At 72.3% G+C, this 23398-nt stretch carries 25 protein-coding genes; 18 read left to right on the top strand and 7 right to left on the bottom strand.

What is annotated here, in order from left to right; genetic code table 11:
- Positions 1-33: 33 nt before the first annotated feature.
- Complete coding sequence (locus DWB77_RS32460; RefSeq protein ID WP_120725682.1) at positions 34-1434, bottom strand: DUF6421 family protein; 1401 nt, start codon at positions 1432-1434, stop codon at positions 34-36.
- Between the two features lie 288 nt (positions 1435-1722).
- Here DWB77_RS32460 and DWB77_RS32455 point away from each other — a divergent pair, with 288 nt between their 5' ends.
- Positions 1723-2358 carry a PadR family transcriptional regulator gene (locus tag DWB77_RS32455; RefSeq protein WP_120725681.1) on the top strand — a complete coding sequence of 212 codons (636 nt, stop codon included), beginning with the start codon at positions 1723-1725 and terminating at the stop codon, positions 2356-2358.
- A 328-nt stretch (positions 2359-2686) separates the two neighbouring features.
- Positions 2687-3370 carry a glycerophosphodiester phosphodiesterase gene (locus DWB77_RS32450; protein ID WP_120725679.1) on the top strand — a complete coding sequence of 228 codons (684 nt, stop codon included), beginning with the start codon at positions 2687-2689 and terminating at the stop codon, positions 3368-3370.
- A 54-nt stretch (positions 3371-3424) separates the two neighbouring features.
- On the opposite strand, the gene DWB77_RS32445 is transcribed toward DWB77_RS32450, so the two are convergent.
- Positions 3425-3973 (bottom strand): GNAT family N-acetyltransferase, encoded by a 549-nt coding sequence (locus DWB77_RS32445; RefSeq protein WP_120725677.1) that lies wholly within the window; start codon positions 3971-3973, stop codon positions 3425-3427.
- 94 nt (positions 3974-4067) lie between these two features.
- Here DWB77_RS32445 and DWB77_RS32440 point away from each other — a divergent pair, with 94 nt between their 5' ends.
- The 7 genes from DWB77_RS32440 (at position 4068) to DWB77_RS32410 (ending at position 10119) form a co-directional block, all read left to right on the top strand.
- On the top strand, positions 4068-4454 hold the full coding sequence (locus DWB77_RS32440; RefSeq protein WP_120725675.1) for a VOC family protein: 387 nt from the start codon (positions 4068-4070) through the stop codon (positions 4452-4454).
- A gap of 196 nt (positions 4455-4650) precedes the next feature.
- Positions 4651-5217: a DUF5134 domain-containing protein gene (locus DWB77_RS32435; protein ID WP_120725673.1), complete on the top strand. Its 567-nt coding sequence runs from the start codon at positions 4651-4653 to the stop codon at positions 5215-5217.
- A 98-nt stretch (positions 5218-5315) separates the two neighbouring features.
- Entirely contained in the window at positions 5316-6251 is a 936-nt protein-coding gene (locus DWB77_RS32430) for a M56 family metallopeptidase (protein ID WP_120725671.1), read from the top strand.
- A gap of 222 nt (positions 6252-6473) precedes the next feature.
- Positions 6474-7145: a phosphatase PAP2 family protein gene (locus DWB77_RS32425; protein WP_120725669.1), complete on the top strand. Its 672-nt coding sequence runs from the start codon at positions 6474-6476 to the stop codon at positions 7143-7145.
- A gap of 19 nt (positions 7146-7164) precedes the next feature.
- On the top strand, positions 7165-7869 hold the full coding sequence (locus DWB77_RS32420; protein WP_120725667.1) for an HAD family hydrolase: 705 nt from the start codon (positions 7165-7167) through the stop codon (positions 7867-7869).
- A 161-nt stretch (positions 7870-8030) separates the two neighbouring features.
- Complete coding sequence (locus DWB77_RS32415; protein WP_120725665.1) at positions 8031-8633, top strand: TetR/AcrR family transcriptional regulator; 603 nt, start codon at positions 8031-8033, stop codon at positions 8631-8633.
- Positions 8634-8772: 139 nt separating this feature from the next.
- Positions 8773-10119, top strand: coding sequence for an FAD-dependent oxidoreductase (locus DWB77_RS32410; RefSeq protein WP_120725663.1), 1347 nt, complete (start codon positions 8773-8775; stop codon positions 10117-10119).
- Positions 10120-10131: 12 nt separating this feature from the next.
- On the opposite strand, the gene DWB77_RS32405 is transcribed toward DWB77_RS32410, so the two are convergent.
- Positions 10132-10485, bottom strand: a complete 354-nt coding sequence (locus tag DWB77_RS32405; RefSeq protein ID WP_120725661.1) for an ArsR/SmtB family transcription factor — start codon at positions 10483-10485, stop codon at positions 10132-10134.
- Between the two features lie 115 nt (positions 10486-10600).
- Here DWB77_RS32405 and DWB77_RS32400 point away from each other — a divergent pair, with 115 nt between their 5' ends.
- Positions 10601-11692, top strand: a complete 1092-nt coding sequence (locus tag DWB77_RS32400; protein WP_281280058.1) for an NADH:flavin oxidoreductase/NADH oxidase — start codon at positions 10601-10603, stop codon at positions 11690-11692.
- 60 nt (positions 11693-11752) lie between these two features.
- Here the strand turns inward: DWB77_RS32400 and DWB77_RS32395 are convergent, their stop codons facing one another.
- Positions 11753-12577 carry a class II aldolase/adducin family protein gene (locus DWB77_RS32395; protein ID WP_120725659.1) on the bottom strand — a complete coding sequence of 275 codons (825 nt, stop codon included), beginning with the start codon at positions 12575-12577 and terminating at the stop codon, positions 11753-11755.
- A gap of 139 nt (positions 12578-12716) precedes the next feature.
- Here DWB77_RS32395 and DWB77_RS32390 point away from each other — a divergent pair, with 139 nt between their 5' ends.
- The 5 genes from DWB77_RS32390 to DWB77_RS32370 all read left to right on the top strand — a co-directional run bounded on the left by DWB77_RS32390 (position 12717) and on the right by DWB77_RS32370 (position 17288).
- Positions 12717-13337, top strand: a complete 621-nt coding sequence (locus DWB77_RS32390) for a TetR/AcrR family transcriptional regulator (RefSeq protein ID WP_120725658.1) — start codon at positions 12717-12719, stop codon at positions 13335-13337.
- Between the two features lie 90 nt (positions 13338-13427).
- Entirely contained in the window at positions 13428-14516 is a 1089-nt protein-coding gene (locus DWB77_RS32385) for a WD40/YVTN/BNR-like repeat-containing protein (protein WP_120725656.1), read from the top strand.
- A 60-nt stretch (positions 14517-14576) separates the two neighbouring features.
- Positions 14577-15254: a uracil-DNA glycosylase gene (locus DWB77_RS32380; RefSeq protein WP_120728484.1), complete on the top strand. Its 678-nt coding sequence runs from the start codon at positions 14577-14579 to the stop codon at positions 15252-15254.
- Positions 15251-16237, top strand: a complete 987-nt coding sequence (locus DWB77_RS32375) for an N-acetylglucosamine kinase (RefSeq protein WP_120725654.1) — start codon at positions 15251-15253, stop codon at positions 16235-16237. The genes DWB77_RS32380 and DWB77_RS32375 overlap by 4 nt, the downstream gene beginning before the upstream one ends.
- 121 nt (positions 16238-16358) lie before the next feature.
- Positions 16359-17288 carry a sirohydrochlorin chelatase gene (locus DWB77_RS32370; RefSeq protein ID WP_120725653.1) on the top strand — a complete coding sequence of 310 codons (930 nt, stop codon included), beginning with the start codon at positions 16359-16361 and terminating at the stop codon, positions 17286-17288.
- Positions 17289-17361: 73 nt separating this feature from the next.
- On the opposite strand, the gene DWB77_RS32365 is transcribed toward DWB77_RS32370, so the two are convergent.
- The 3 genes from DWB77_RS32365 to DWB77_RS32355 form a co-directional block, all read right to left on the bottom strand.
- Positions 17362-18405, bottom strand: coding sequence for a lactonase family protein (locus DWB77_RS32365; protein ID WP_120725651.1), 1044 nt, complete (start codon positions 18403-18405; stop codon positions 17362-17364).
- Positions 18406-18593: 188 nt separating this feature from the next.
- Positions 18594-20114 carry an FUSC family protein gene (locus tag DWB77_RS32360; RefSeq protein WP_120725649.1) on the bottom strand — a complete coding sequence of 507 codons (1521 nt, stop codon included), beginning with the start codon at positions 20112-20114 and terminating at the stop codon, positions 18594-18596.
- A gap of 202 nt (positions 20115-20316) precedes the next feature.
- Positions 20317-20829, bottom strand: a complete 513-nt coding sequence (locus DWB77_RS32355) for a mycothiol transferase (RefSeq protein ID WP_120725647.1) — start codon at positions 20827-20829, stop codon at positions 20317-20319.
- Positions 20830-20913: 84 nt separating this feature from the next.
- On the opposite strand from DWB77_RS32355, the gene DWB77_RS32350 reads away from it, so the two are divergent.
- The 3 genes from DWB77_RS32350 (at position 20914) to DWB77_RS32340 (ending at position 23336) form a co-directional block, all read left to right on the top strand.
- Positions 20914-21390 (top strand): Lrp/AsnC family transcriptional regulator, encoded by a 477-nt coding sequence (locus tag DWB77_RS32350; protein WP_120725645.1) that lies wholly within the window; start codon positions 20914-20916, stop codon positions 21388-21390.
- Between the two features lie 222 nt (positions 21391-21612).
- Positions 21613-22665 carry a chitinase gene (locus DWB77_RS32345; protein WP_120725643.1) on the top strand — a complete coding sequence of 351 codons (1053 nt, stop codon included), beginning with the start codon at positions 21613-21615 and terminating at the stop codon, positions 22663-22665.
- 443 nt (positions 22666-23108) lie between these two features.
- Complete coding sequence (locus tag DWB77_RS32340) at positions 23109-23336, top strand: type A2 lantipeptide (protein WP_120725641.1); 228 nt, start codon at positions 23109-23111, stop codon at positions 23334-23336.
- Positions 23337-23398: the final 62 nt, after the last annotated feature.

The following is a 23398-nucleotide window of genomic DNA, read 5'->3' as shown; positions in this document are numbered from 1 at the left end:
TCCTCGCCCCTTCCGAACCGTCCGTACGAGAGCTCACGCGGCGGCCCCGGCCGGAGCGGAAGCGGCGGTGATCCCCTTGGTGGAGGCGATCACGTTCTTCAGCTTCTTGGAGAGCGCCTCATAGAACATGCTGAGCGGAAACTCGTCCGGAAGCACGTCGTCGACGAGCTTGCGGGGCGGCTGCGTCAGGTCCAGGGCGTCGGGACCCTTGGCCCAGCGCGATCCCGGGTGCGGGGCGAGGTAGGTGGAGACCAGGTCGTACGCGGCGAACCAGTGGACCAGCTTCGGCCGGTCGATGCCGTCGCGGTAGAGCTTCTCGATCTCGGCGCACAGCTGGTTGGTGACCTGCGGGGCGCGGTCCCAGTCGATGTGCAGCTTGTTGTCGGTCCAGCGCACGACGTCGTGCTTGTGCAGGTAGGCGAAGAGGAGCTGGCCGCCGAGCCCGTCGTAGTTGCGGACGCGGTCGCCGGAGACCGGGAAGCGGAACATCCGGTCGAAGAGCACGGCGTACTGGACGTCGCGGCCGTGCTGGTTGCCCTCGGCCTCCAGCTTCACGGCCTCCTTGAAGGCGGTGAGGTCGCAGCGCAGCTCTTCGAGGCCGTACATCCAGAACGGCTGGCGCTGCTTGATCATGAAGGGGTCGAACGGCAGGTCGCCGTGGCTGTGGGTGCGGTCGTGGACCATGTCCCAGAGCACGAACGCCTTCTCGCAGCGCTCCTGGTCGGCCACCATCTCCCGGATGTCATCGGGGAGTTGGAGACCCAGGATGTCCACGGACGCCTCGGTGACGGCACGGAACCGGGCCGCCTCGCGGTCGCAGAAGATGCCGCCCCAGGTGAAGCGCTCGGGGGCTTCGCGCACGGCGATGGTCTCGGGGAACAGCACCGCCGAGTGGGTGTCGTAGCCCGAGGTGAAGTCCTCGAAGGTGATGCCGCAGAACAGCGGGTTGTCGTAGCGGGTCGCCTCCAGCTCGGCGAGCCACTCGGGCCAGACCATGCGCAGCACGACCGCTTCGAGGTTGCGGTCGGGGTTGCCGTTCTGCGTGTACATGGGGAAGAGCACCAGGCGCTGGAGCCCGTCGGCGCGGTCGGCGGCCGGGTGGAAGCTCATCAACGAGTCCAGGAAGTCCGGCACGTCGAAGGCACTGTCCGCCCACTTGCGCAGGTCGCCGACGATGGCGCGGTGGTAGGCCGCGTCGTGCGGCAGCAGCGGGGAGAGCTGCTCGACAGCGGCGATCACCTGGTCGAGGGTGGCCTCGACGACGGCGCGGGGCGGGGCGCCCTCGGCGTCGAAGTCGATCGAGCCGTCCTTGGACTGCCAGGGCCGGATCTCCTCGACGGCATTCTTGAGCGCGGTCCACGCGGGGTGGTCGACCACCCGCCGGTCGGCACTTGCGCCCCCCACGGCCGGGTCCTGCACAAGAATTTCCGTCATGTCACTTCCTCCACAGGAGAACCTAGCGTCAAGACACCGTATCCGTGTTCGGTTCTTTCCCTCAAGAGGAAGCTCAACAAATTATCCTGTGATGTTTGCGTTGCGCCGCTCATCTTCCTGTGCCAGCGCAATGGCACGGCTAATGGCTACGGCGAAGATGGTGAGCGGGGTCACTACCGGAAGGCGGCCGTCCGGTGCGATCCGCCAACGCCACGACGAAGATCACGGAGCATCTCACGGGCCCTTCGGGGGTTGTTTCCAGGTGCCGCGCTCACTTCAATTCGCCCTATGCCCAGTCGTCAGATCCCCAGCGAGCAAGAACCCCCACGGCCGCTGCCGCCGACGGCCTGGGCGGTCCTCGGGCTGCTCTCGTTCCCCGGCGAACGGACCGGCTACGAGCTCAAGAAGTGGGCCGACGCCTCGCTGCGCTTCTTCTACTGGTCACCCGCGATCAGCCAGATCTACGCCGAGCTGCGCCGCCTGGAGACGCTCGGGTACGCCACCTCGCGCCGCTCGGGACCGGAGGAGCCGCGCACCAAGCGGCGGTACGCGATCACCGAGGCGGGCCGCGCCGCGCTCGCCGCCTGGGCCGACTCGACGCAGGACGTGGGCCCCCCGGTGCTCAAGCACCCCCTGGTGCTGCGGATCTGGCTCGGGCACCTGGCGGCGCCGGAGCGGCTGCGCGCGCTGGTCGAGGAGCATCTGGCGCGCACCGAGGCCGAGTTGCGGCAGGTGCGGGCCGCGCTGGCCCGCGCCGAGGACCACGCGGAGTGGGCGCATCCAAGGATCGCGCTGCGCTGGAGCGAGCTGCGGGAGCTGGCCGAGCTGGAGCTCGCGAGGGCGATGCTCGCCGACCTGGACCGTCTGGCGCCGCCCCGGGGTGCGATTCCGGTCAGCCACGACGGATGGCCCGGTCCCGGATGAGGTCCGGCCGGCGGGCGCGTCAAGGGCGAAAGGAATCGCCCACGGGCGAGTGACGCGGGTTGGCCCGCGCGGGGTGCGCACAGGTAGGACGGACTCCCCCAGACCGCCGACCGCACCCCGGAGCCGCGCCCGTGAGTACCCGCGCCGTCCTTGTCGCAGCCCTGATCACCGGTCTCGTCCTCGGGATCGCGTCAACCCGCGCGGACGACTCCGATGCGCCCCGCGTGCCGGGGTCCGTTGCGGTGGCGGGCCGTTAGGCTGCGGCTGCCGCGCGGGCACGGGACCGCATCGCGCGCGCATACCGCCGTCGACGGAAGCGAGGCCTGTCTTGACGTTCCTCACCATCGGTCATCGCGGGGTCATGGGTGTCGAACCGGAGAACACCCTGCGTTCCTTCATCCGCGCGGAACGCGCGGGCATGGACGTCATCGAACTCGATCTGCACCTCAGCAAGGACGGCGCCCTCGTCGTCATGCACGACGCCGAGGTCGACCGCACCACGGACGGCACGGGCCCCATCGGGGAGCTGACCCTGGCCGAGCTGCGGGAGCTGGACGCCGGGCAGGGCGAGCGCGTCCCCGTGTTCGAGGAAGTGCTCGACGCGGTGAAGACCCCGATCCAGGCAGAGATCAAGGACCCCGCCGCTGGCCGCGCGCTCGCCGAGGTGATCCTGCGGCGGGACCTGGTGGGCCGGGTGGAGGTCCTCTCGTTCCACGACGCGGCGCTCGCCGAGATCGCCGCGCTGGTACCGGGCCTGCGCACCGGGCTCGTCGACGACGACTGGGGCCCCGACCTCCTGGACCGGGCGCGCGCCGTCGGCGCCGGGAGCCTGGTCCTGAGCCTCGAACGGATCACCCTGGAGACGGTCGAACGGGCCCATGCCGCAGGGCTCAAGGTGATCGGCTGGACCGTCAACACCCAGGACCATCTGCGTCTCGTCCGCGCCCTGCAACTGGACGGCGCGACGACCGACCACCCGGAGATCCGTCGCACCGGCCGCTTCACGGCGTGAGCGTCGCGCCCGGCTCCCGGCCCGGTCGAGTCCTGGGCCGGCCCGCGCCTCGGCTCAGGCCAGTTCCTTGACCAGCAGCTCGAACGCGAGGTCGTCGCGCTGCGGCAGCCCGAAGCGCTCGTCGCCGTACGGGAAGGGCGTCAGCTTTCCCGTACGGCGGTAGCCGCGCCGCTCGTAGAAGGCGATCAGCTCCTCGCGCACCGAGATCACGGTCATGTGCATCTCGCGCACCCGCCACTCGACCCGCGCGACGCGCTCGGCCTCGGCGATGATCCGCTTGCCGAGGCCCGCGCCCTGAAGCGCGGGAGACACCGCGAACATGCCGAAGTAGGCGGCCTCACCGCGGTGTTCGAGCTGGCAGCACGCCACGAGCGCGTCGTCGAGCCACACGGTGAGGAGCTTGCTGGCGGGTGCCGTGATGACCGCGCGCACGCCCTCGGGGTCGGTGCGCTGACCTTCGAGGATGTCGGCCTCGGTGGTCCATCCGGCCCGGCTGGAGTCGCCGCGGTAGGCCGACTCGATGAGCGGGACCAGCGCCTCGATGTCGGCTTCCGTGGCGTCCCGGTAGGTCAGCTCCGCGTCGGCGCGGCGGGCGGTGTCCATCGTGCGGTCTCCCTGCTGATCGATTGCGCTGGGGCGGCCACCCGAGCCTAACCCGGCGGCCAGATCCGCCGGACAGGCCCTAGGGTCCCCTGTCATGGTGCATGTACTGAGCAGTCGGACCCTTCTGCGCCCCACCGACCCCGAGCGTTCGCGGGCCTTCTACGGCGAGCGTCTGGGGCTGCCCGTCTACCGCGAGTTCGGCACGGGGCCCGAACGCGGCACGGTGTACTTCCTCGGCGGCGGCTTCCTGGAGGTGTCCGGCCGCGCCGAGCAGCCGCCCGCTCCGGGACTCCAGCTGTGGCTCCAGGTCGCCGATGTGACCGCGACGCACGAGGAGCTCGTGGCGCGCGGGGTGGTGATCGCGCGGCCACCGGTGCGCGAGCCGTGGGGGCTCATCGAGATGTGGATCGAGGACCCCGACGGGGTGCGGATCGCCGTCGTGGAGGTCCCCGCCGACCACCCGCTGCGCTACCGCCCCTGAAGACCGGACGGCGTCCGGCGGCACCCCGTCCCGCCGGACCGCCCCGCCACCGGGCTCCGCACCCGCTCCTGACCGGCTCCTGACCGGCGAAGATCCCCCGCGCGCTCCCCTTGTGTGTCCCTGCGCCCGCGTATGCGGCCCCGTCGACGGGCATCGACTCGTCGGCAGGGCGTCACATCGAGCGGGGAGGTACGCCGTGCACGGTCCGGTGCTGCCCGGCTGGCTGCTCGTCGCGCTGTGCGCGGCGACGGGCTCGTACTGTCTGCTGCGCATGCGCAGCGGCTCCGCGCGAGCCCGGCGGGCGGCGGGCGGCGAGGCGGTGATGGGGTTCGGGATGGCCGCGATGGCCGTGCCCGCCGCCTTCCTGGCGCCACCGCCGTGGATGCTGACGGGGTACGCGGTGGTCTTCGGCGGCGCCGCGCTGCGCGCCCTGTGGCTCGCGTGGGGCGGCGCGCACCATCTGCACCATGTGGTGGGTTCCCTGGCGATGGTCTACATGGCGCTGGCGATGACACCGCCGGCCGGTGGGGCCGGTGCACAGGCCGGGCACGCGGGGCACGCCGCGGGCGGTGTCCCGCTCCTGACCGGGGTGTTGCTCGTGTACTTCGCGGGGTACGTCCTGTCGACGGGCGCCCGGCTGCTGCCCGGCGCGGCCGCGGGAGCGCCGGGCGCGACCCTCACCTGGGGCGCGCGGCCCGAACTGGCGCTGGCCTGCCGCCTGTCGATGGGGATCGCCATGCTGGCCATGCTGGTGACGGTCTGAGCCCCCCGGCGGGCCCGACGCCCGGGCCGATCGTGGCATACGTCACTTGGTGGTCGCGGACATACCTATGACGGCGGCCCCGCTCATAGGCTGAGACCATGACGGTCTCCCTCGCGTTGCTGGTGCTCGGCCTGGTGTCCGCCGTCGCCGCGCCGCGGCTGCTCGCCCGCGCCGACTGGGTCGAGCGCGAGCCGGTGGTGGCGCTGTGGGTGTGGCAGTGCGCGGTGGCGGCGGTGCTGCTCTGCTTCGGGCTCGCGATGGTCCTCAGTGCCGCGTCGGCCTGGCGGACCGTGCGCGGCCAGGTCTTCGCGCCCGCGCCCCGGGCGGTGGTCGAGGCGTATGCGCTGGGCCCGTACGGCCCGTGGTCGGCGGCGCTCGCGGTGGTGCTCTTCCTCGGTGGCGCCTGGACCGGGGCGATGCTCACCCGGGAGATCCGGGACAGCTGGGCCAGGCGTCGTCGGCGCCGCGCGGAGCTGCGCCTGCGCTCGCCGCTGCTGCCCGGCGAGGAGCCCTCGGGCGAGCGTCTGGTGGTCCTGGAGGCGGCGCGGCCCGACGCCTGGTGGCTGCCCGGCCAGACGCCCCAACTGGTCATCACCACAGCGGCACTTCAGCGTCTGAAGGGCCATCAACTCGATGCGGTGCTCGCCCACGAGGTCGGGCACGCCCGGGCCCGCCACGACTGGCTGCTGCACTGCGCGGGGGCGCTCGCCCGCGGGTTCCCCCAGGTGCCGGTGTTCGCCGCGTTCCGCGACGAGATGCACCGCCTGGTGGAGTTGGCCGCCGACGACGTGGCGTCGCGTCGCTTCGGCCGCCTCACCATCGCGCTCGCCCTGGTCGAACTCAACGAGCACCGCGGGGTGTTCGGGCCCTGTCCCGCGCCGGACGGTCAACTCCCGCAGCGGGTCCACCGGTTGCTGTCCGCGGCCCCCCGGCTGTCCGCGAGCCGCCGGCTGCGGCTGACCGCGTACGCCGCGCTCGTTCCCGCCGTGCCGCTGGTCGTCGCCTTCGTGCCCGGGCTGCACGCGCTGGGCTAGGGCCTGTCCGGCGGATCTTGTCTGGGACGCGGGGGGCTGCCACGCCCATCTGCGGCGTTGTCGTCGGTTGCCGACGCTCCGCGTCGCCGCCCTCCTCCGCCTTGCAGCTAGACGCACCAGCCCCCCGCTCACCAGCACCACAAGGCCAAGGCACCCCGACGACGACCAGATCCGCCGGACAGGCCCTAGCCGCGCCCGGCCGGATCGGCTTGGATCATCCCCATGCTGCTCACCGCCCCCGAGGCCCGCTCCCGCCCGGCCGCGCCCCTGCGCGCCGGACTCCTCTGTCTCGCGCTCGCCGCGGTGCTGCTCGCTCTGGTGGTGGCGGGGTGGAGCCCGTTGACGTCGTTGGACCGGGCGATCGCGCAGGGGCTGCACCGCCGGGCCGTCGCCGACCTCGGTCTCACCCACGCCCTGCGGATCCTGAGCGACTGGGTGTGGGATCCCTGGGCGATGCGGGCCCTGCTCGCGGTGGTCGTCGCCGTGCTGCTGCGGCGCGGCGAGCGGCTGCTCGCGCTGTGGGTCGCGGCGACCAGCGCCCTCGGCACGGCCGTGCAGCAGGGGATGAAGGCGGCCGTGGGCCGGGACCGGCCGCGCTGGCCCGACCCGGTGGACTCCGCCGGTTTCGCCGCCTTCCCCTCCGGCCACGCCCTCACCGCGACGGTCGCCTTCGGGCTGATCGTGTGGCTGCTCTCGCTGCACGGGGCGGGGCGCGCGGTGCGCGGGACCGTCCTCGCGGTCGGGGTGGTCTCCGCGCTCGGCGTGGGGTTCACCCGGCTCTTCCTGGGCGTGCACTGGTTCTCCGACGTGTTGGGCGGCTGGCTGCTGGGGGTGGCGATCGTCACGCTGAGCGCGGCGGCCCACCGCCGCTGGGTCTTGAACCGGGCTCCGTGAACAGGCGAGGATCGCGAACATGACGATCAAGGGCGTTCTCTTCGACTTCTCCGGCACCCTCTTTCGCGTCGAGCCGGTGAGCGACTGGCTTTCCGCCGCGCTCGACGAGTGCGGCATCACGCTGCCCGCGGCTGAATTCGCCCGCTGCGCACGGGAGTTGGAGGAGTTCGGCGCCCTGCCCGGCGGCGCCAACCCGCTGCGGATGCCCGAGCGGCTCACCGAGCTGTGGGGCGTGCGCGACAAGGACTGCGAGTTGCATCGCCGGACGTACACGGGTCTGGCCGGCGAGGTGGAGCTGCCCGATCCGCGCCTGTACGACCTGCTCTACGACCGCCACATGACCCCGGAGGCGTGGCGTCCCTACCCGGACACCAAGCCGGTGCTCGCCGCGCTGCGGGAGCGCGGCGTCAAGGTCGGCGTGGTCAGCAACATCGGCTGGGACCTGCGGCCGGTCTTCCGTGCGCACGGCCTGGACGACTTCGTCGACGCGTATCTGCTGTCCTTCGAGCACGGGGTGCAGAAGCCCGACGAGCGGTTGTTCCGGGCGGCGTGCGAGGCGATCGGCCTGGAGCCGGCCGAGGTGGTGATGGTGGGCGACGACCGGCGGGCGGACGGCGGCGCGGCGGCCCTCGGCTGTGCGGTGCACTTCGTGGACCATCTGCCGGCGGACGAGCGCCCGGACGCACTGCTCCCGGTCCTCGCGCTGGCCGAGGACGGCCGCTGAGGCCGGAAGAAGGGCGGAAGAAAGGGGCCACCCGTCCGGGGTGATCCCCCGCGTCACCCCGAACGAGCAGCCCACGCGCAGGTCGGTCCCCGGCGAAGGGGTACCGCCCCGCGACAGCCTGAGTATATTGGCTCAGAGCCAGTCAACGCAGGAGTTACAGCATGTCCCCGCGCAGCGCATCGGTCAATGAAGAACTGCGCAGACGTTCTCGCGAGCGGCTGCTGCAAGCCACGGTGGAGCTGGTGGCGGAACGCGGCTACGAGGCGACGACCCTCGGGGACATCGCGGACCGCGCCGGTTCGGCCCGCGGCCTGGTGTCGTACTACTTCCCGGGCAAACGCCAACTGCTCCAGTCCGCGGTGCACCGGCTGATGCACCTGACCCTGGAGGCGGGCCTGGAGCGCGAGCCCCGGACGTCCGACGGGCGCGAACGGCTGGCCCGGGCGATCGACGCGATCCTCGGGCTCACCCATGAGCAGCCGGTCCTCATGCGGGCCCACATGGCGGGGATCCTGCAAGCCCAGGGCTTCGTGCGGTGCCCGGAGCAGCAGCGCCTCGCGGCCCTGCTGCGGGACACCGTCGAGCGGTACGGCGCCCGGGACGTGGACACCGAGTACCCGCTGCTGCGGGCCAACCTGATGGGGGCGGTCTTCGCCGCGCTGCTGCCGGGCGCCCCGATGGACGCGGTGAAGCTGCGGGCCGAGCTGTTCCAGCGGTACGGCCTGGACTGGGAGCTGGGCGACCCGCCGGTGCCGGTCCCCTGACCTCCGCGCCCCTCCCCGGCCGGTGGGCGCCGGGCCCGTCCCCTGACCGGCGGCGCAGGTCTATCCGCCGTGCGCACGGCGGTGCCATCCTGAAGGCCCTGCGGTTTCCGCGGTTCTCTCTCCCCGAGGAGCACCCGCCATGCTGCGCATCGCCGTCGTCGGATCCGGGCCCAGCGGTGTCTACACCGCCCAGAGCCTGGTGGAGCAGAGCGCGGTGACGGAGGTCCGGGTGGACGTCCTGGACCGGCTGCCGTGCCCGTACGGCCTGGTCCGCTACGGCGTCGCCCCGGACCACGAGAAGATCAAGTCGCTCCAGAACAACCTCCGTACGGTGCTGGAGGACGACCGGGTCCGTTTCCTCGGACATGTCGAGGTCGGTCCGGGCGGCGTCTCGCCGGAGCTGTTGCTGCGGCTCTATCACGCGGTGGTGTACTGCGTCGGCGCCAAGTCCGACCGGCACCTGGGGATTCCCGGCGAGGAGCTCCCGGGCAGTTTCTCCGCGACCGAGTTCGTCTCCTGGTACAGCGCGCATCCCGACAGCGACCCGGGCGGCTTCGTGCTGGGCGCCCGTTCGGCCGTGGTGATCGGCGCGGGCAATGTGGCGGTGGACGTGGCGCGCATGCTGGCGCGCGGCGCGGACGAGCTGCGCTCCACCGACGTGCCGCAGTCCGCGCTCGGCGCGCTCGCCGTCAGCCGGGTGCGCGAGGTACACATGGCGGCCCGGCGCGGCCCCTCCCAGGCCCGCTTCACCACCAAGGAGCTGCGCGAGCTGGGCGGCCTGCCGGGGGCGGACGTCACGGTGCGCGTCGACGAACTGGCCCGGGACCCGGACTTCGTCGATCCGGCCGCGCTGCCGGGCCCGGTGCGGCGCAACGTGGAGGTGATGCGCGGCTGGGTGGGTCGCGCGGCGCGGCCCGGCGCGCGGGCGCTGCACCTGCGGTTCTATCTGCGGCCCGTGGAGATCCTGGAGCGGGACGGCAGGGTGGGAGCGGTCCGTTTCGAACGGACGACGCCGGACGGCAGCGGCGGGGTCATCGGCACGGGGACGTACGAGGACATCGAGGCGCACCTGGTGCTGCGCGCCGTCGGCTATCTCGGGGTGCCGCCGATGGGTCTCCCCTTCGATCCCGCGACCGGGACCGTGCCGCACGCGGCGGGCCGGGTCCTGCGCGCGGGGGCCGCGTCGCCGGGCGAGTACGTGGCGGGCTGGATCAAGCGCGGCCCCACGGGCGTCATCGGCACCAACCGGCCCTGCGCCAAGGAGACGGTGAGCTCGCTCCTCGCGGACGCGTCGCAGCTGGCCGACCGCACGGTCGCGGCCGAACCCCTGGACGCGCTGCGGGAGTTGGGGCTGCGCCCGGTGACCTGGCGGGGCTGGCTGGCGATCGAACGGGCGGAGGCCGAGCTCGGTCACTCGCTGGGGCGCCGCTCGGTGAAGATCCCCGACTGGGACGGGCTCCTCGCGGCCTCGGGCGACGCGGGCTGAGGCATACCGCCGTCAGACGCCGTCACCGAGGCGCCCGGCCTGCCTGCCCGCGGCGTCCAGCACGCTGTCGAGGAGTCCGGGGAAGAGGGCGTCGAGGTCGTCTCGGCGCAGGCCGTTCATCTTGGCGGTGCCCCGGTAGACCTGCCGGATCACACCGCTCTCGCGCAGGACGCGGAAGTGGTGGGTGGTCGTCGACTTGGTGACGGGCAGCACGAAGTAGGAGCAGGAGAGCTCGCCCTCGGTGGTGGCGAGCGCCCGCACGACCCGCATCCGCATCGGGTCGGACAGCGCGTGCAGGATGCCCTCCAGGCGGATCTCGTCGCGCTCCGGGTGGGCGAGTTCACGGGTGTTCGTCACGGTGGTCACGCGTTCATTGTACGAGGACCGTCGTAGTTTGACATCCCCCGTACTACGAGAGTTATCGTACGAAGCGATCCCGGCACCGCACCGGTGCCTCGGGCCGTTTCGACTGGAGTATGCCGTGGCTGCTGCGAGTGCCCTCTTCGAACCCTTCACCCTGCGGTCCCTGACCGTCCCCAACCGGGTCTGGATGGCTCCGATGTGCCAGTACTCGGCCGAGGTCTTCGGGCCGAACGCGGGCGTGGCCAACGACTGGCACTTCGCCCACTACGCCGCCCGCGCCACCGGTGGCACGGGTCTGATCCTGGTGGAGGCCACCGCCGTCAGCCCCGAGGGCCGCATCTCCCCCGCGGACCTGGGCATCTGGAACGACACCCAGGTCGCGGCGCTGCGCCGGATCACCACGTTCCTGGAGAGCCAGGGCACGGTCCCCGGCATCCAGCTCGCACACGCCGGCCGCAAGGCCTCCACGGACCGGCCCTGGCACGGTGGCGCCCCGCTGGCGCCGGACAGCGAGGAGGGCTGGCAGCCGCTGGGGCCGAGCCCGGTGGCGTGGGACGAGCGCCACACCGTCCCCACCGAACTGACGGTTGATCAGATCCAGTCCGTGGTCGGCGAGTTCGCGGCCGCGGCCCGCCGGGCCCTGGACGCCGGTTTCAAGGTCGTCGAGATCCACGGCGCGCACGGCTATCTGATCGGCCAGTTCCTCTCCCCGCACTCCAACCGGCGCACCGACCGGTACGGCGGCTCGTTCGAGAACCGCACCCGCTTCGCGCTCGAAGTCACCGACGCCATAAGGGCGGTGTGGCCCGAGGAGCTGCCGCTCCTCTTCCGCGTCTCGGCCACCGACTGGCTGGACGAGGGCGGCTGGACGCCCGACGAGACGGTACGCCTCGCAGGGCTGCTCAAGGAGCACGGCGTCGACCTGCTCGACGTGTCGAGCGGCGGCAACGCCTCGGGCGTCCGCATCCCGGTCGGGCCCGGCTACCAGGTGCCGTTCGCCGAGCGCGTCCACCGGGAGAGCCCGCTCGCGGTCTCCGCCGTCGGCCTGATCACCGAGCCCGAGCAGGCGGAGAAGATCCTCGCCAACGGCGAGGCGGACGCGATCCTGCTGGGCCGCGAACTCCTGCGCAACCCCTCCTGGGCCCGTCAGGCCGCCCGTGAACTCGGCGCCGAGGTGCGGGTGCCGGACCAGTACCACCGCTCGGTCTGAGCAAGAGTCCGCCCGGAAGTTCGGGACCGCGCGAGGTCCCGAACTTCCTTCCAGGGCCTGCTAGTTGACATGATCCGGGTCGCTGTCGGCGATCATCTCGTAGAGCGGCTGGGCCTGGAACCAGCCCGCGAAGTGGCCGCCGAGCTGACCCCGGGTGTGCAGCGCCGTCTCGCGGTCGATGTGGCGCGGGGTGCCGGCGGCCATCGCCAGGAGCTGGGCCTGGCAGGAGCGCTCCATGGTGATGAACCACCACACCGCCTCGGCGACCGAGTGGCCGACGGTCAGCAGCCCGTGGTTCTGGAGGATCACCGCCTTGTACGCGCCGAGCGCCGCCGCGATCCGCTTGCCTTCCTCCGCGTCGCTGACCACACCCCGGTAGTCGCTGTAGAGGCCGTGGTCCTCGAAGAAGGCGCAGGCGTCCTGGGTGATCGGGTCGAGGGGGACGCCCAGGGACGAGAACGCCTTGCCGTGCAGGGAGTGCGCGTGGGCGGCGGCCACCGCGTCCGGGCGCGCCCGGTGGACGGCGCCGTGGATCAGGAACGCGGCGCGGTTCACCGGGCGGGCGCCGTGCAACAGGTTGCCCTCGTGGTCGACCAGGATCAGGTCGGACGCCTTGATCCGGGTGAAGCTCATGCCGAACGGGTTCACCCAGAACCGGTCGGGGTGCTCCGGGTCCCGGACGGTGATGTGTCCGGCCACGCCCTCCGAGAAGCCGAAGCGCCCGAACAGCCGGAAGCCCGCGGCAAGTTGCTCCTTGCGGTAGCGGCGCTCCTGCGCCACGTCCTCGAAGGTGGGCGGCATCGGCACGGTCACCCCCTCGGGCAGCGGTCCCGCCGCGCCCGCCACCACCTCGGCGGGGGCCGGAGCCGTGACGAAGTCGGTCATGAGCGTTCCTCCTGAAGGGTTTGCCGGACTCGCCCGGGAGGGCCCCCGGGCGCGCCACCATCGGATACATTCACGTATCCGATACGCGCTTGGATGCTTTCCGAGCGCACACGCGCTGTCAAGGGTCCGGGAGCGAGCAGTGCCCAAGGGAACGACGAAGCGGCGGCCGAGGACGCTGGCCCGGTTGCTCGACGCCGCGCTGGAGGTGTTCGCGGAGTCCGGGTTCGGGGCGGCCCGGATCGAGGACATCTGCCGGCGCGCGGGCTATACGCGCGGCGCCTTCTACTCCAACTTCTCCTCCAAGGAGGAGCTGTTCTTCGCGCTCTTCGACGCGCACGCCGCCCGCGAACTGGAGCGGATCGCCCAGCTCGCCGCGCGGACCGAGGACCGCGACCTGTCGCCGGAGCGGATCGCGGCGCTGCTCGCGCACATCGAGCCCGACGAGCGCACCTGGTTCCTGGTGACCACCGAGTTCACCCTGTACGCGATCCGCAACCCGGGGGCGGCCGCCCGGCTCGCCGACCACGACGCCCGGCTGCGCGAGGAGGCGGCGGCCCTGCTCGGCGCCCTGCTGGCGCGGGCCGGCCTGGAGCCGCGCGGGGAGCTGACCGATCTGGTGCGGGTCGTGGTCGCACTGCGTGAAGGCGCGCTCGGCCAGAGTTATGTCGAGCCCGAGGCGCTGCAACCCGCGGCGCTCACCGAACGCTTTCTGCCCCATCTGCTCGAAGCCGTGACGAAGCCCGTGACAAAACCGCTCTGACCTGCCCATTCCTCAAGCCTGGAAGCCATTGTCAGTGGCTGGGTGCACACTGGCCCCTATCCGGAACAACGGCGTTTTGGAGGGACCGGCATGACCGAGGTACTGCTCACCGTGGGTACACGCAAGGGACTGTTTCTGGGCCGAAGGCGGGGCGGGTCCTGGGAGTTCGAAGGACCGCACTTCAACGCCCAGGCGGTGTACTCCGTCGCCATCGACACCCGGCACTCCCCCGCCCCCCGGCTGCTGGTGGGTGGCGACAGCGCGCACTGGGGGCCGTCCGTCTTCCACTCCGACGACCTGGGCCGCAGCTGGGTCGAGCCGAAGCAACCGGCGGTGAAGTTCCCCGAGTTCACCGGCACCTCCCTGGAACGGGTGTGGCAGTTGCGCCCGGCGGGGCCCGAGGCCCCGGGCGTCGTGTACGCGGGCACCGAACCTGCCGCCCTGTTCCGCTCGCAGGACGGCGGCGAGAGCTTCGAACTCGTACGGCCCCTGTGGGAGCACCCGACGCGTTCGCGCTGGGTGCCCGGTGGCGGGGGCGAGGGGCTGCACACCATCGTCACCGACCCGCGGGACGCCCGCGCCCTGACGGTCGCCGTCTCCACGGCGGGGGTGTTCCGCACCCAGGACGGCGGGGCGAGCTGGGCACCCGCCAACAAGGGGGTCGCCGCGGTCTTCCTGCCGGACCCCAACCCGGAGTTCGGCCAGTGCGTCCACAAGGTCGCCCAGGACCCCACCGACCCGGACCGGCTCTATCTCCAGAACCACTGGGGCGTCTACCGCAGCGACAACGCCGGCGAGCAGTGGACGGACATCGGCGCGGGCCTCCCCTCCACGTTCGGCTTCGCCACCGCCACCCACCCCCGCCGGGGCGGCACCGCCTATGTCTTCCCGATCACCGCCGACTCCGACCGGGTGCCGGCCGACAACAAGTGCCGTGTCTTTCGCACCGAGGACGCGGGCAAGAACTGGGAACCCCTCTCGGCGGGTCTGCCCCAAGAGGCCCACTACGGCACGGTGTTGCGCGACGCGCTGTGCACCGACGACGCCGATCCCGCGGGCGTCTACTTCGGCAACCGCAACGGCGAGGTGTACGCGAGCGCCGACGACGGCGACAGCTGGCGGCTGCTCGCCTCGCACCTGCCCGACGTGCTCTGTGCGCGGGCGGCGGTGATCGGTTGACCGGGGTGCGGTTGACCGGGGCGCACATGCGGTGGGTGGTGCGCCGATAGAGTGACGGCCGTGGCAGCACGACCGTTGAAAGAGATCGTCGAGCCCGGCTGGGCGGACGCACTGGAACCCGTGGCCGGAAGGATCGCCGCGATGGGCGACTTCCTCCGGGAGGAGATCGCGGCAGGACGCACCTATCTGCCCTCCGGAGCACATGTGCTGCGGGCCTTCCAACAGCCCTTCCACGAGGTGCGGGTGCTGATCGTCGGCCAGGACCCGTATCCGACGCCGGGGCACGCGGTGGGCCTGTCGTTCTCGGTGGCGCCCGAGGTGCGGCCGCTGCCCGGCAGCCTGGAGAACATCTTCCGTGAGCTGGGCTCCGACCTGGAGCTGCCGAGGCCGTCCAACGGCGACCTCACGCCCTGGACGCGACAAGGGGTGCTGCTGCTCAACAGGGCGCTCACGACGGCGCCCCGCAAGCCCGCCGCCCACCGCGGCAAGGGCTGGGAAGAGGTCACCGAACAGGCGATCCGGGCGCTGGTCGCGCGCCGCACCCCGCTCGTCTCGGTGCTGTGGGGCAGGGACGCCCGCAATCTGCGTCCCCTGCTCGGCGACCTGCCGGCGATCGAGTCCGCGCATCCTTCCCCGATGTCCGCCGACCGCGGCTTCTTCGGCTCGCGTCCCTTCAGCCGTACGAACGAACTTCTTCAACGCCAGGGCGCCCAGCCGGTCGACTGGCGACTGCCGTGACGGGCCGGGACGCGCCCTGGGTGCTCGGGGTCGACTCGGGAGGCTCCGGCGTCCGGTTCGCGCTGCGCCGGGCCGATGCGGCCTTCCCGGCCGAGGTCGTCACCTCGAAGGAGCCGGTACGCACCGGCCCCGCCGGGATCGACGCCGCGCATCTGGTGGAGCAACTGCTGCCCGCCGTGGAGGAGTTGAGCGTACGCACGGGAGCGCGACGGATCGCGGCCGTCGCGGTCGGGGCGGCCGGGATGGCCACGCTCGGGGACGGGCTGCGGGCCGAACTCCCGGGCGCCCTGGCGCGTTCGCTGGGCGTGCGCACGCTCGCGCTGGCCGCCGACGCGGTCACCGCCTACGCGGGCGCGCTCGGCCGGCGGGCCGGGGTGGTGGTCGCGGCCGGGACCGGAATGATCGCGCTCGGCACGGATCTGGCCGGCTGGCGGCGGGCCGACGGCTGGGGGCATCTGCTCGGCGACTGCGGGGGCGGCGCCTGGATCGGCCGGGCCGGCCTCGACGCGGCCCTGCGCCGCCACGACGGCCGCCCGGACGGTTCGGCGGCGCTGCTCGCCCGCCTGAAGGCGGTCTTCGGCGCCCCGGGTGAGCTGCCGGGGAAGCTGTATCCGCGCGACGACCGGGCCGCCGTGCTGGCCTCGTTCGCGCCCGAGGTCGCGGCCTGCGCCGAGGGCGACCCGGTGGCCGCCGGCATTCTGCGGGACGCGGCCCGGCACATCGTCGCCACCGCCGCCGCGGTCTGCCCGCCGGCCGGCGCCGACGAGGAGCTGCAAATCGCCTTCACCGGCGGCCTGTTGAAGCTCGGCGAGCCCCTGCTCGTACCGCTGCGGGAGGAGCTCCACCGTCAACTGCCGTACGCCCGCACGGTCGAGGCGGCCGGGGATCCGCTGGCGGGTTCCCTGGCCATCGCGGCGGGGCTCGCGCAGGGGGAGCTGGGGCTGCCGCGGGATGAGCGCATGTTGTGGATCGTGACCGACTGAGGGCCAAGACAGACCAGGACAGTTGATCTTTATGCCACTCTCCGGGAATATCGGGGCAGATACCGCGCAGCTGTCCCCTCCCCGAACAGCCGCCCACGCAAAACCAGTAGCATGCGACGCCATGAGCACCCCCACTGGGCCGGCATCCGGCCTGCCCGTACGAATGCCGCGGCCCCGTCAGTCCGGCCGGCACCGCCGCCCGGAGCCGGTGGTTGCTCCGGAGGGCGCGCCCGCGCTCGTTCTCGCCGTTCCCGGCGCTCCCGGCCCGGCTGTGCGCAGCCTGGCCGAGGAGGTCATCAGCATCGCGCGTTCCGAGCTGCCCGGCCTGCACGCCCGCATCGGATACCTGGACAGCACCGAGGCCGAGGCCGCCGAGTACCCCACGCTCGAAGCCGTGCTCGCCCACACCGCCGCCGAGCGCGTCGCGCGCGTCGAGCAGGCGCGCGCGGCGGGCCGCGAGGCCGCCGACCCGCAGGGCCCGGCCGCCGTGGTGGTCCCGCTGCTCGCGGGTCCCGACAGCGCCCTGATCCGCCGGATACGGCAGGCCGTCATGGACAGCCGTGCCGCCGCGGAGCTGACCGATGTGCTCGGCCCGCACCCGCTGCTCGCGGAGGGCCTGCACGTGCGGCTCTCCGAGGCAGGTTTGGCCCGCGCCGACCGCGCCCGCCTCTTCACGGTGGCGACCGCCGCCGACGGCATCATCCTGGCGACGGTGGGCGGCGAGGAGGCCGTGCAGGCCGCCGGGATCACCGGCATGCTGCTCGCCGCGCGTCTCGCCGTGCCGGTGATGGCCGCCGCGCTCGACCAGGAGGGCGCGATCGCGGCGATGGCCGCACAGCTGCGCGGCTCGGGTTCGGCGCAGCTCGCCGTCGCCCCGTATCTGATCGGCCCGGAGGTGACCGACGGGCTGCTCGACGCCGCCGCCAAGGAAGCCGAGTGCTCGGTCGCCGAGGCGCTGGGTGCCTACCCGGCGATCGGCAAGCTGGTCCTGTCGAAGTACGCGGCCGCGCTGGGGATCACCCCGCAGCCGCAGGGATCGCCGGCGCACTGACCGCTCGTACGACGTGAAGAGGCGGGGCCCGCACCGATGACCGGTGCGGGCCCCGTCGCGTCGCCGACCGCGGTCAGACGAAGACCACGCAGGAGGCCGCGGGCGCCTGGAGGGAGCCCACGCGGGTGGGCACGCCGGTCGCCGCGTCGATGTCGAACCAGGTCACGTCGCCGGAGCGCTCGTTGGACGCGTACAGACGGCGTCCCGTGGGGTCCAGGGTGAGGTCGCGCGGCCAGTGGCCGCCGCAGTCCACGGTGGTGACGAGTGCGGCCTTCTCGCCCGTCGGGTCGAGCGCGAGGACCGCGATCGAGTCGTGTCCGCGGTTGGCCGCCCACAGAAAGCGTCCGTCGTGGCCGACGACGACCTCTGAGGGGTAGATCTCGCCGCTCGCCGCGTCCTCGACGACCGGCACCTCATGGAGGGGTTCGAGGATGCCTGCCGCCGCGTCCCAGCGGCACACGGTGAGCGTCGGCGCCAGCTCGTTGAGGACGTAGGCGTGCCGGCCCGAGGGGTGGAAGACGAGGTGGCGGGGGCCGCTGCCGGGCCGGAGCGCGGCCTCGGAGCGCAGACTCAGGGCGCCGGTCTCCTCGGTGAGCGCGCAGACGCGTACGGAGTCGGTGCCGAGGTCGACGCTGACGATCCAGCGGCCGCTGGGGTCCGTGAGCACCTGGTGGGCGTGCGGTTCGCGCTGGCGGTCGGGGTCGGGCCCCGAGCCCTGGTGGACCAGGACGGACGCGGCGGGCCCGAGCCCGCCGCCGGGCAGTACGGGCAGCGCGGTGACGCTGCCGGAGTCGTAGTTGGCGGTGAGGAGGTGCCCGGCGGCGAGGTCGAGATGGGTGGGGCCGGATCCCCCCACCGGCACGGGCTCGCCGAGCGGGCGGGGCAGGTCGTCCCTGATGTCGAAGGCGGCGGCGGTGCCGTGGGCGTTCTCCCCCACGGCGTACAGGACGGCTCCGTCGGGCGAGGCGACCAGGAACGAGGGGTTCGCGACATGGTCCGACGAGCCGAGCGGGGTCAGGGCCCCGGTCTCCTCGTCGACGGCGACCGCGGTCACCCCGCGCCCGCCCGCCGTGGTGAACGACCCGATGAACGCCCGCCCGGCCCTGTCCGTGCCCACCGTGCCACCCCTCTCGCCGATGCCGGCCCCGCGACCCGGAACCCGCCCGCACACAGCTGTGCTGCGGCGACCGTAGCAGGGGGTGTCAGGGCCCCCCTCGGCCGCTGGATCCGGGCGGGCGCGCCGGGGCCCCAAGTGGCGGTGCGGTGAGGGGAGTTGGGGTCCGGATGGCTGGGGGGCGGCGACGGTCAGGCGTCGGCGAGCGGCGATCCGGGGGCGGCCTGGAGCGGCCGGCCCAGGCCCACCAACGCGCGCTCCAGGGCGTGCAGATGGGCGAGGGCCGGGTGCTCCGCGGCGGCGGTGGCGTCCTTGTGTTCCGGTGCCACCGCACGGGCCGCCGAGTCGGCCGTCGACGGGGAGGAGACCAGGACCGCGACGGCGGCTTCCACGCGCTCGCACGCGGCGGTCAGCCGCTGGTCGTGGGAGGCCTCGGCGTCGGCGGCGATGGCCGCCAGCTGGTGCGCCTGCCGGGCGCAGTCGTCGAGGTACGCCAGGACCTGGCGGGCCCGGGCCTTGCGCGCCCGCAGCGGATTGAGCGGATGCACCAGCGGCGCCAGCGAGAGCCGGACCTTGTTCAGGGTGAACTCCAGCTCGGCGATGTGCGGCAGCGGGTCGGCGTCCGCGCCGGCGAGACGGGCCGCCGCCGTCGCGGCGGAGGCCCGGACGCTGTGCAGCGCGTGCCGCACCCAGGCGTCCGTCGTGGCGTGGGTGGTGATCGGCAGGACGAGCAGCACGGCGAGAACGGATCCCGTCATGCCGACACCCGTCTCGAAGAAGCGCAGCGCGAGCAGGTCGGTGTTGAGCACGCCGAGGAGCCCGTAGAGCAGGCTCGCCATGACGGTGACCGCGAGCATCATCCAGGTGTAGGAGACGGCCGCCGTGTAGAAGATGCCGAAGACGCAGAGCGCGATCAGCACGGCGGTCGGCACAGGTGCCCCGTGCAGCGGCACGGCCACCGCCAGGCCGATGCCGACGCCGATGACGGTGCCGAGCACCCGGCGGAAGCCGCGCACCAGGGTCTCGCCCCGCGACGTCGTGTTCACGAAGATCCACCAGGTCGCGCCCACCGCCCAGTACCAGCGGTCCGGTGACAGAAGCTGGCCGACGGCCAGCGCGAAGCCCGCTCCGACCACGGCCTGCACGGCCTGGCGCGTGGTCGCCCGGTAGAGGCCCCGGCCCGGTGCGGGCGCCGTCATGACGACGGGCGCCGAGTGGCGGCGCTCGTAGCACCAGGCGCCGAAGCGCACCGCCGCGGCCATCGCCAGGGACAGCAGCACGGCCACGTACAGCTCGGGCAGCTGGCTCGGCACCATGTGCAGGAACTGCGCGACGAAGAACGCCATGAAGGCGAACACGCCGAGCGCATGGCCGCGCGGTCCCCAGCGGCGCGCGAAAACACCCCCTCCGACGATGGCGAGGAAGGCCAGGTCGCGCGCCCACGGGTGGCCGTGGAGCACGGCCGCGAGGGCGAACACCGGCAGGCCGACCACCGGCAGCAGGGCCGTGGTCACCGCCTGGCTCCGCACGCTGGGGTCCGTCACGGTGAAGAGGGCCAGCAGGGCGGCGAGACCGCCGGTGATGGCCGCCACGAGCGAGTGACCGACCGCGCCGCACGCCACGACCGCGAGCCCGATCCCCAGCACGGCTCGCATCGCGGCGCGCAGCCGCAGCCGTCCCGGGTCGGGGGCCACGAACACCCTCTTCACCACTGACACCGCTCTCTTTCTCCTCCGGACATGAGAAAGGCGCTGCGGAGACCACAGCGCCATCGACTCCCCTATGACACCATCCTTGCGCCCAATGGCTCAACTCCACCTCGTGCGACTGTGCCAATGGTTCAGTTGTGTCGGTCTTCTCATGTCCAGGGCGCCCCCATCGGCCCAGTGTCGGCCGCGGCGCCGCCCCTTCCGTCTAACGGCGGCGCTTCAGCAGGCCCCGTACATACGCGGCCTGGCCGGCGTGCTGAAGATCGTCCGCGATGATGCTGGTCAGACGGACGCCCAGGGTGACGTGCGGGGTCCAGCGCTCGTCGACGACCCGGTCGAGCGCCACCTCGTCGAGACCCCGCACGAACGACAGGGTCTGCTCGTGGACGGCGTCGTAGTAGTCGCGCAGCTGCTCGGCGGACACGTCCCGCACCGCGGCCACCTGCTCGGTCGTGTGCCCGTAGCCGGTCTCCTCGTCAGCGAGCGACAGGCCGAACCGTTCGGCCCAGCCCTGGGCGGTCCACACCTGGTCCCCGCCCGCGGCGTCGGCGATGTGGTCGTCCTGAACGCGCGTCAGATGCCAGATCAGCCAGGCGATCGAGTTGGCCTCGTCGTCCGGCCGGAAGGCGAGTTCCTCGGCCGACAGGCCCTTGACGGCGGCGTGCACGAGCTCCTGGACGCGCCCGAACGCGTCCGCCACAAACTCTCCGGTTTTCATCCGGCCATCCTCACTCATCGATCTTCGCGACGCCATTGGTACTGTCGACTCCGTATCGGCGGGATCAGAAGGAGCCAACGGAACGTGACGGTGGACTCGCTCGACACCGAGATCCTGCGCCTGCTCATCGAGCAGCCACGCACCAGCGTCCGCGAGTACGCGCGCATCCTCGGCATCGCGCGCGGCACGCTCCAGGCCCGGCTCGACCGCATGGAGCGGGACGGCGTGATCACCGGCACCGGTCCGGTGCTCTCCCCCGCGGCCCTCGGCCACCCGGTGCTCGCCTTCGTGCACATCGAGGTGACCCAGGGGCATCTGAACGAGGTCGGCGACGCGCTGGCGGCGGTGCCCGAGATCATCGAGGCGTTCTCGATCACCGGCGGGGGTGATCTGCTGACCCGGGTCGCCGCGCGCGACAACGAGCACCTCGAAGACGTCATCCAGCGGCTCATCCAGCTTCCGGGCGTGGTCCGCACCCGGACCGAGGTGGCGTTGCGCGAACGCGTCGCGCACCGGCTGCTTCCGCTGGTGGAGTCGGTGGGGCGGGCCTCCGCGAAGTAGGCGACACCGGGGACGGCCACGGCCGTCCCACGCCCAATTCCCTTTCCACGCACGGCTCCTGAAGACCCGTCAGGCCGAGGACCGACCCGTCGACCCGATTGACGGAAGGTCTGGACCAATCTACGGTGTGGGGCGCCACCCCCTCGCACCTCCTCAGGTCCCCCCACGGTCCAGGAGCGGCCGTGCCCCGCCATGGGCGCTCCCGGAGGCTAGGAGCACAGCATGATCGGTCGTACGTTACGTCTGCTGGGAGCCGGGCTCGTGCTCGCGCTCGCGACGCAGGTCCCGGTGAGCGCGGCGCCGAGCGCGCCCGGGGCCGACACCTGCGCGGTGAAGTCGAGACCCTCGGGCAAGGTGCTCCAGGGGTACTGGGAGAACTGGGACGGGGCGTCCAACGGCGTGCATCCGCCGCTCGGTTGGATCCCGATCACCGATTCCCGCATCGGCGCCCACGGCTACAACGTCCTCAACGCGGCCTTCCCCGTGATCCGTTCGGACGGCACGGCCCTGTGGGAGGAGGGGATGGATTCGACGGTGAAGGTGCCGACCCCAGCCGAGATGTGCCAGGCCAAGGCGTCGGGCCAGACCCTGCTCCTGTCGATCGGCGGGGCCGCCGCCGGCATCGACCTCAGTTCGAGCGCGGTGGCCGACCGCTTCGTGGCGTCGATCGTGCCGATCCTCCAGCGGTACAACTTCGACGGCATCGACATCGACATCGAGACGGGCTTGGTGGGCAGCGGCTCCCTCACCACCCTCTCGACCTCCCAGGCCAATCTGATCCGCATCATCGACGGCGTGCTCGCCAGGATGCCGTCCACCTTCGGTCTGACGATGGCGCCCGAGACCGCCTATGTCACCGGCGGCAGCGTCACGTACGGCTCGATCTGGGGCGCGTACCTGCCGATCGTGAAGAAGTACGCGGACAACGGCCGTCTGTGGTGGCTCAACATGCAGTACTACAACGGCAGCATGTACGGCTGCTCCGGCGACTCCTACGAGGCCGGCACCGTCGCCGGATTCACCGCGCAGACCACCTGTCTCAACAAGGGGCTCGTCGTCCAGGGCGCCACGATCAAGGTCCCTTACGACAAGCAGGTCCCCGGGCTCCCGGCCCAGCCGGGCGCGGGGGGCGGCTATATGACCACCAATCAGGTGTCCCAGGCGTGGAACGCCTATGGCGGCGCCCTCAAGGGCCTGATGACCTGGTCCCTCAACTGGGACGGCTCGAAGAACTGGACGTTCGGCAACAACGTCAGGGCGCTACAAGGCCGTTGACGCGTGTCATCCGCACCGGGCGCGGGCCTGGGCTCCCCGCCGGGTCCGGGTCCGGTTCGCGTCCGGCCCGGGCCCGCTCCGTGCCCCCGAGACAAGCGGAAGGGTTCCTTCCGAGAATCTGCACACCGTGTGCGCGGACCCGTCACCGCGACCATGAACGCGCCCGGGCACGAGGGCGGCCCGAGGGGCATTGGTGCGGGAGTGTCCCACTTGAGTAATGCGCTGACGGACCCTCAGGAATGCAACTCGTGAAGCTCGTGAAGAAACTGCCCCCAACTTATGAACGCGCCTGCACGGGACGGCAATTCAAGCGGTGGGGAATGCCCACGACACCCGGCGGCGATTGGCTGTGAATGCCGTCGGCGTGTTTTGATCCTGCCCACTGCGGGAGCACCGGCAAGGTGTTCCCGATAGGAAATGTCCCCATGAAAGGCAGTACTCCCATGAACAACGCTCCCCAGGTCGAGACCCTCGAGATCTCCGACGCCGACCTGGACAACGTGTCCGGCGGCCTCGTGGGCACCGTGCTCGGCAACGTGACCGGCACCGCCGACTCCGTCCTGCCGGTCTCGGGCATCGTCAACTCGGTCACCGGCCTGGTCGGCTCGGTCACCGGTGTGAACACGGGCGCCGTCACGGGCCTGGCCACCGGTCTCGTCGCCGGTCTCTGAGATCGCGCGCGAGCCCCGGAACCACTCGGTTCCGGGGCTCATTGCCGATGGCCAACGGTTTG

Origin of the sequence: Streptomyces hundungensis (genome assembly GCF_003627815.1) — a bacterium.
Classification (GTDB): domain Bacteria; phylum Actinomycetota; class Actinomycetes; order Streptomycetales; family Streptomycetaceae; genus Streptomyces; species Streptomyces hundungensis_A.
Note: the sequence above shows the minus strand (reverse complement) of the source record. Positions and strands in the feature narration are given on the sequence as shown.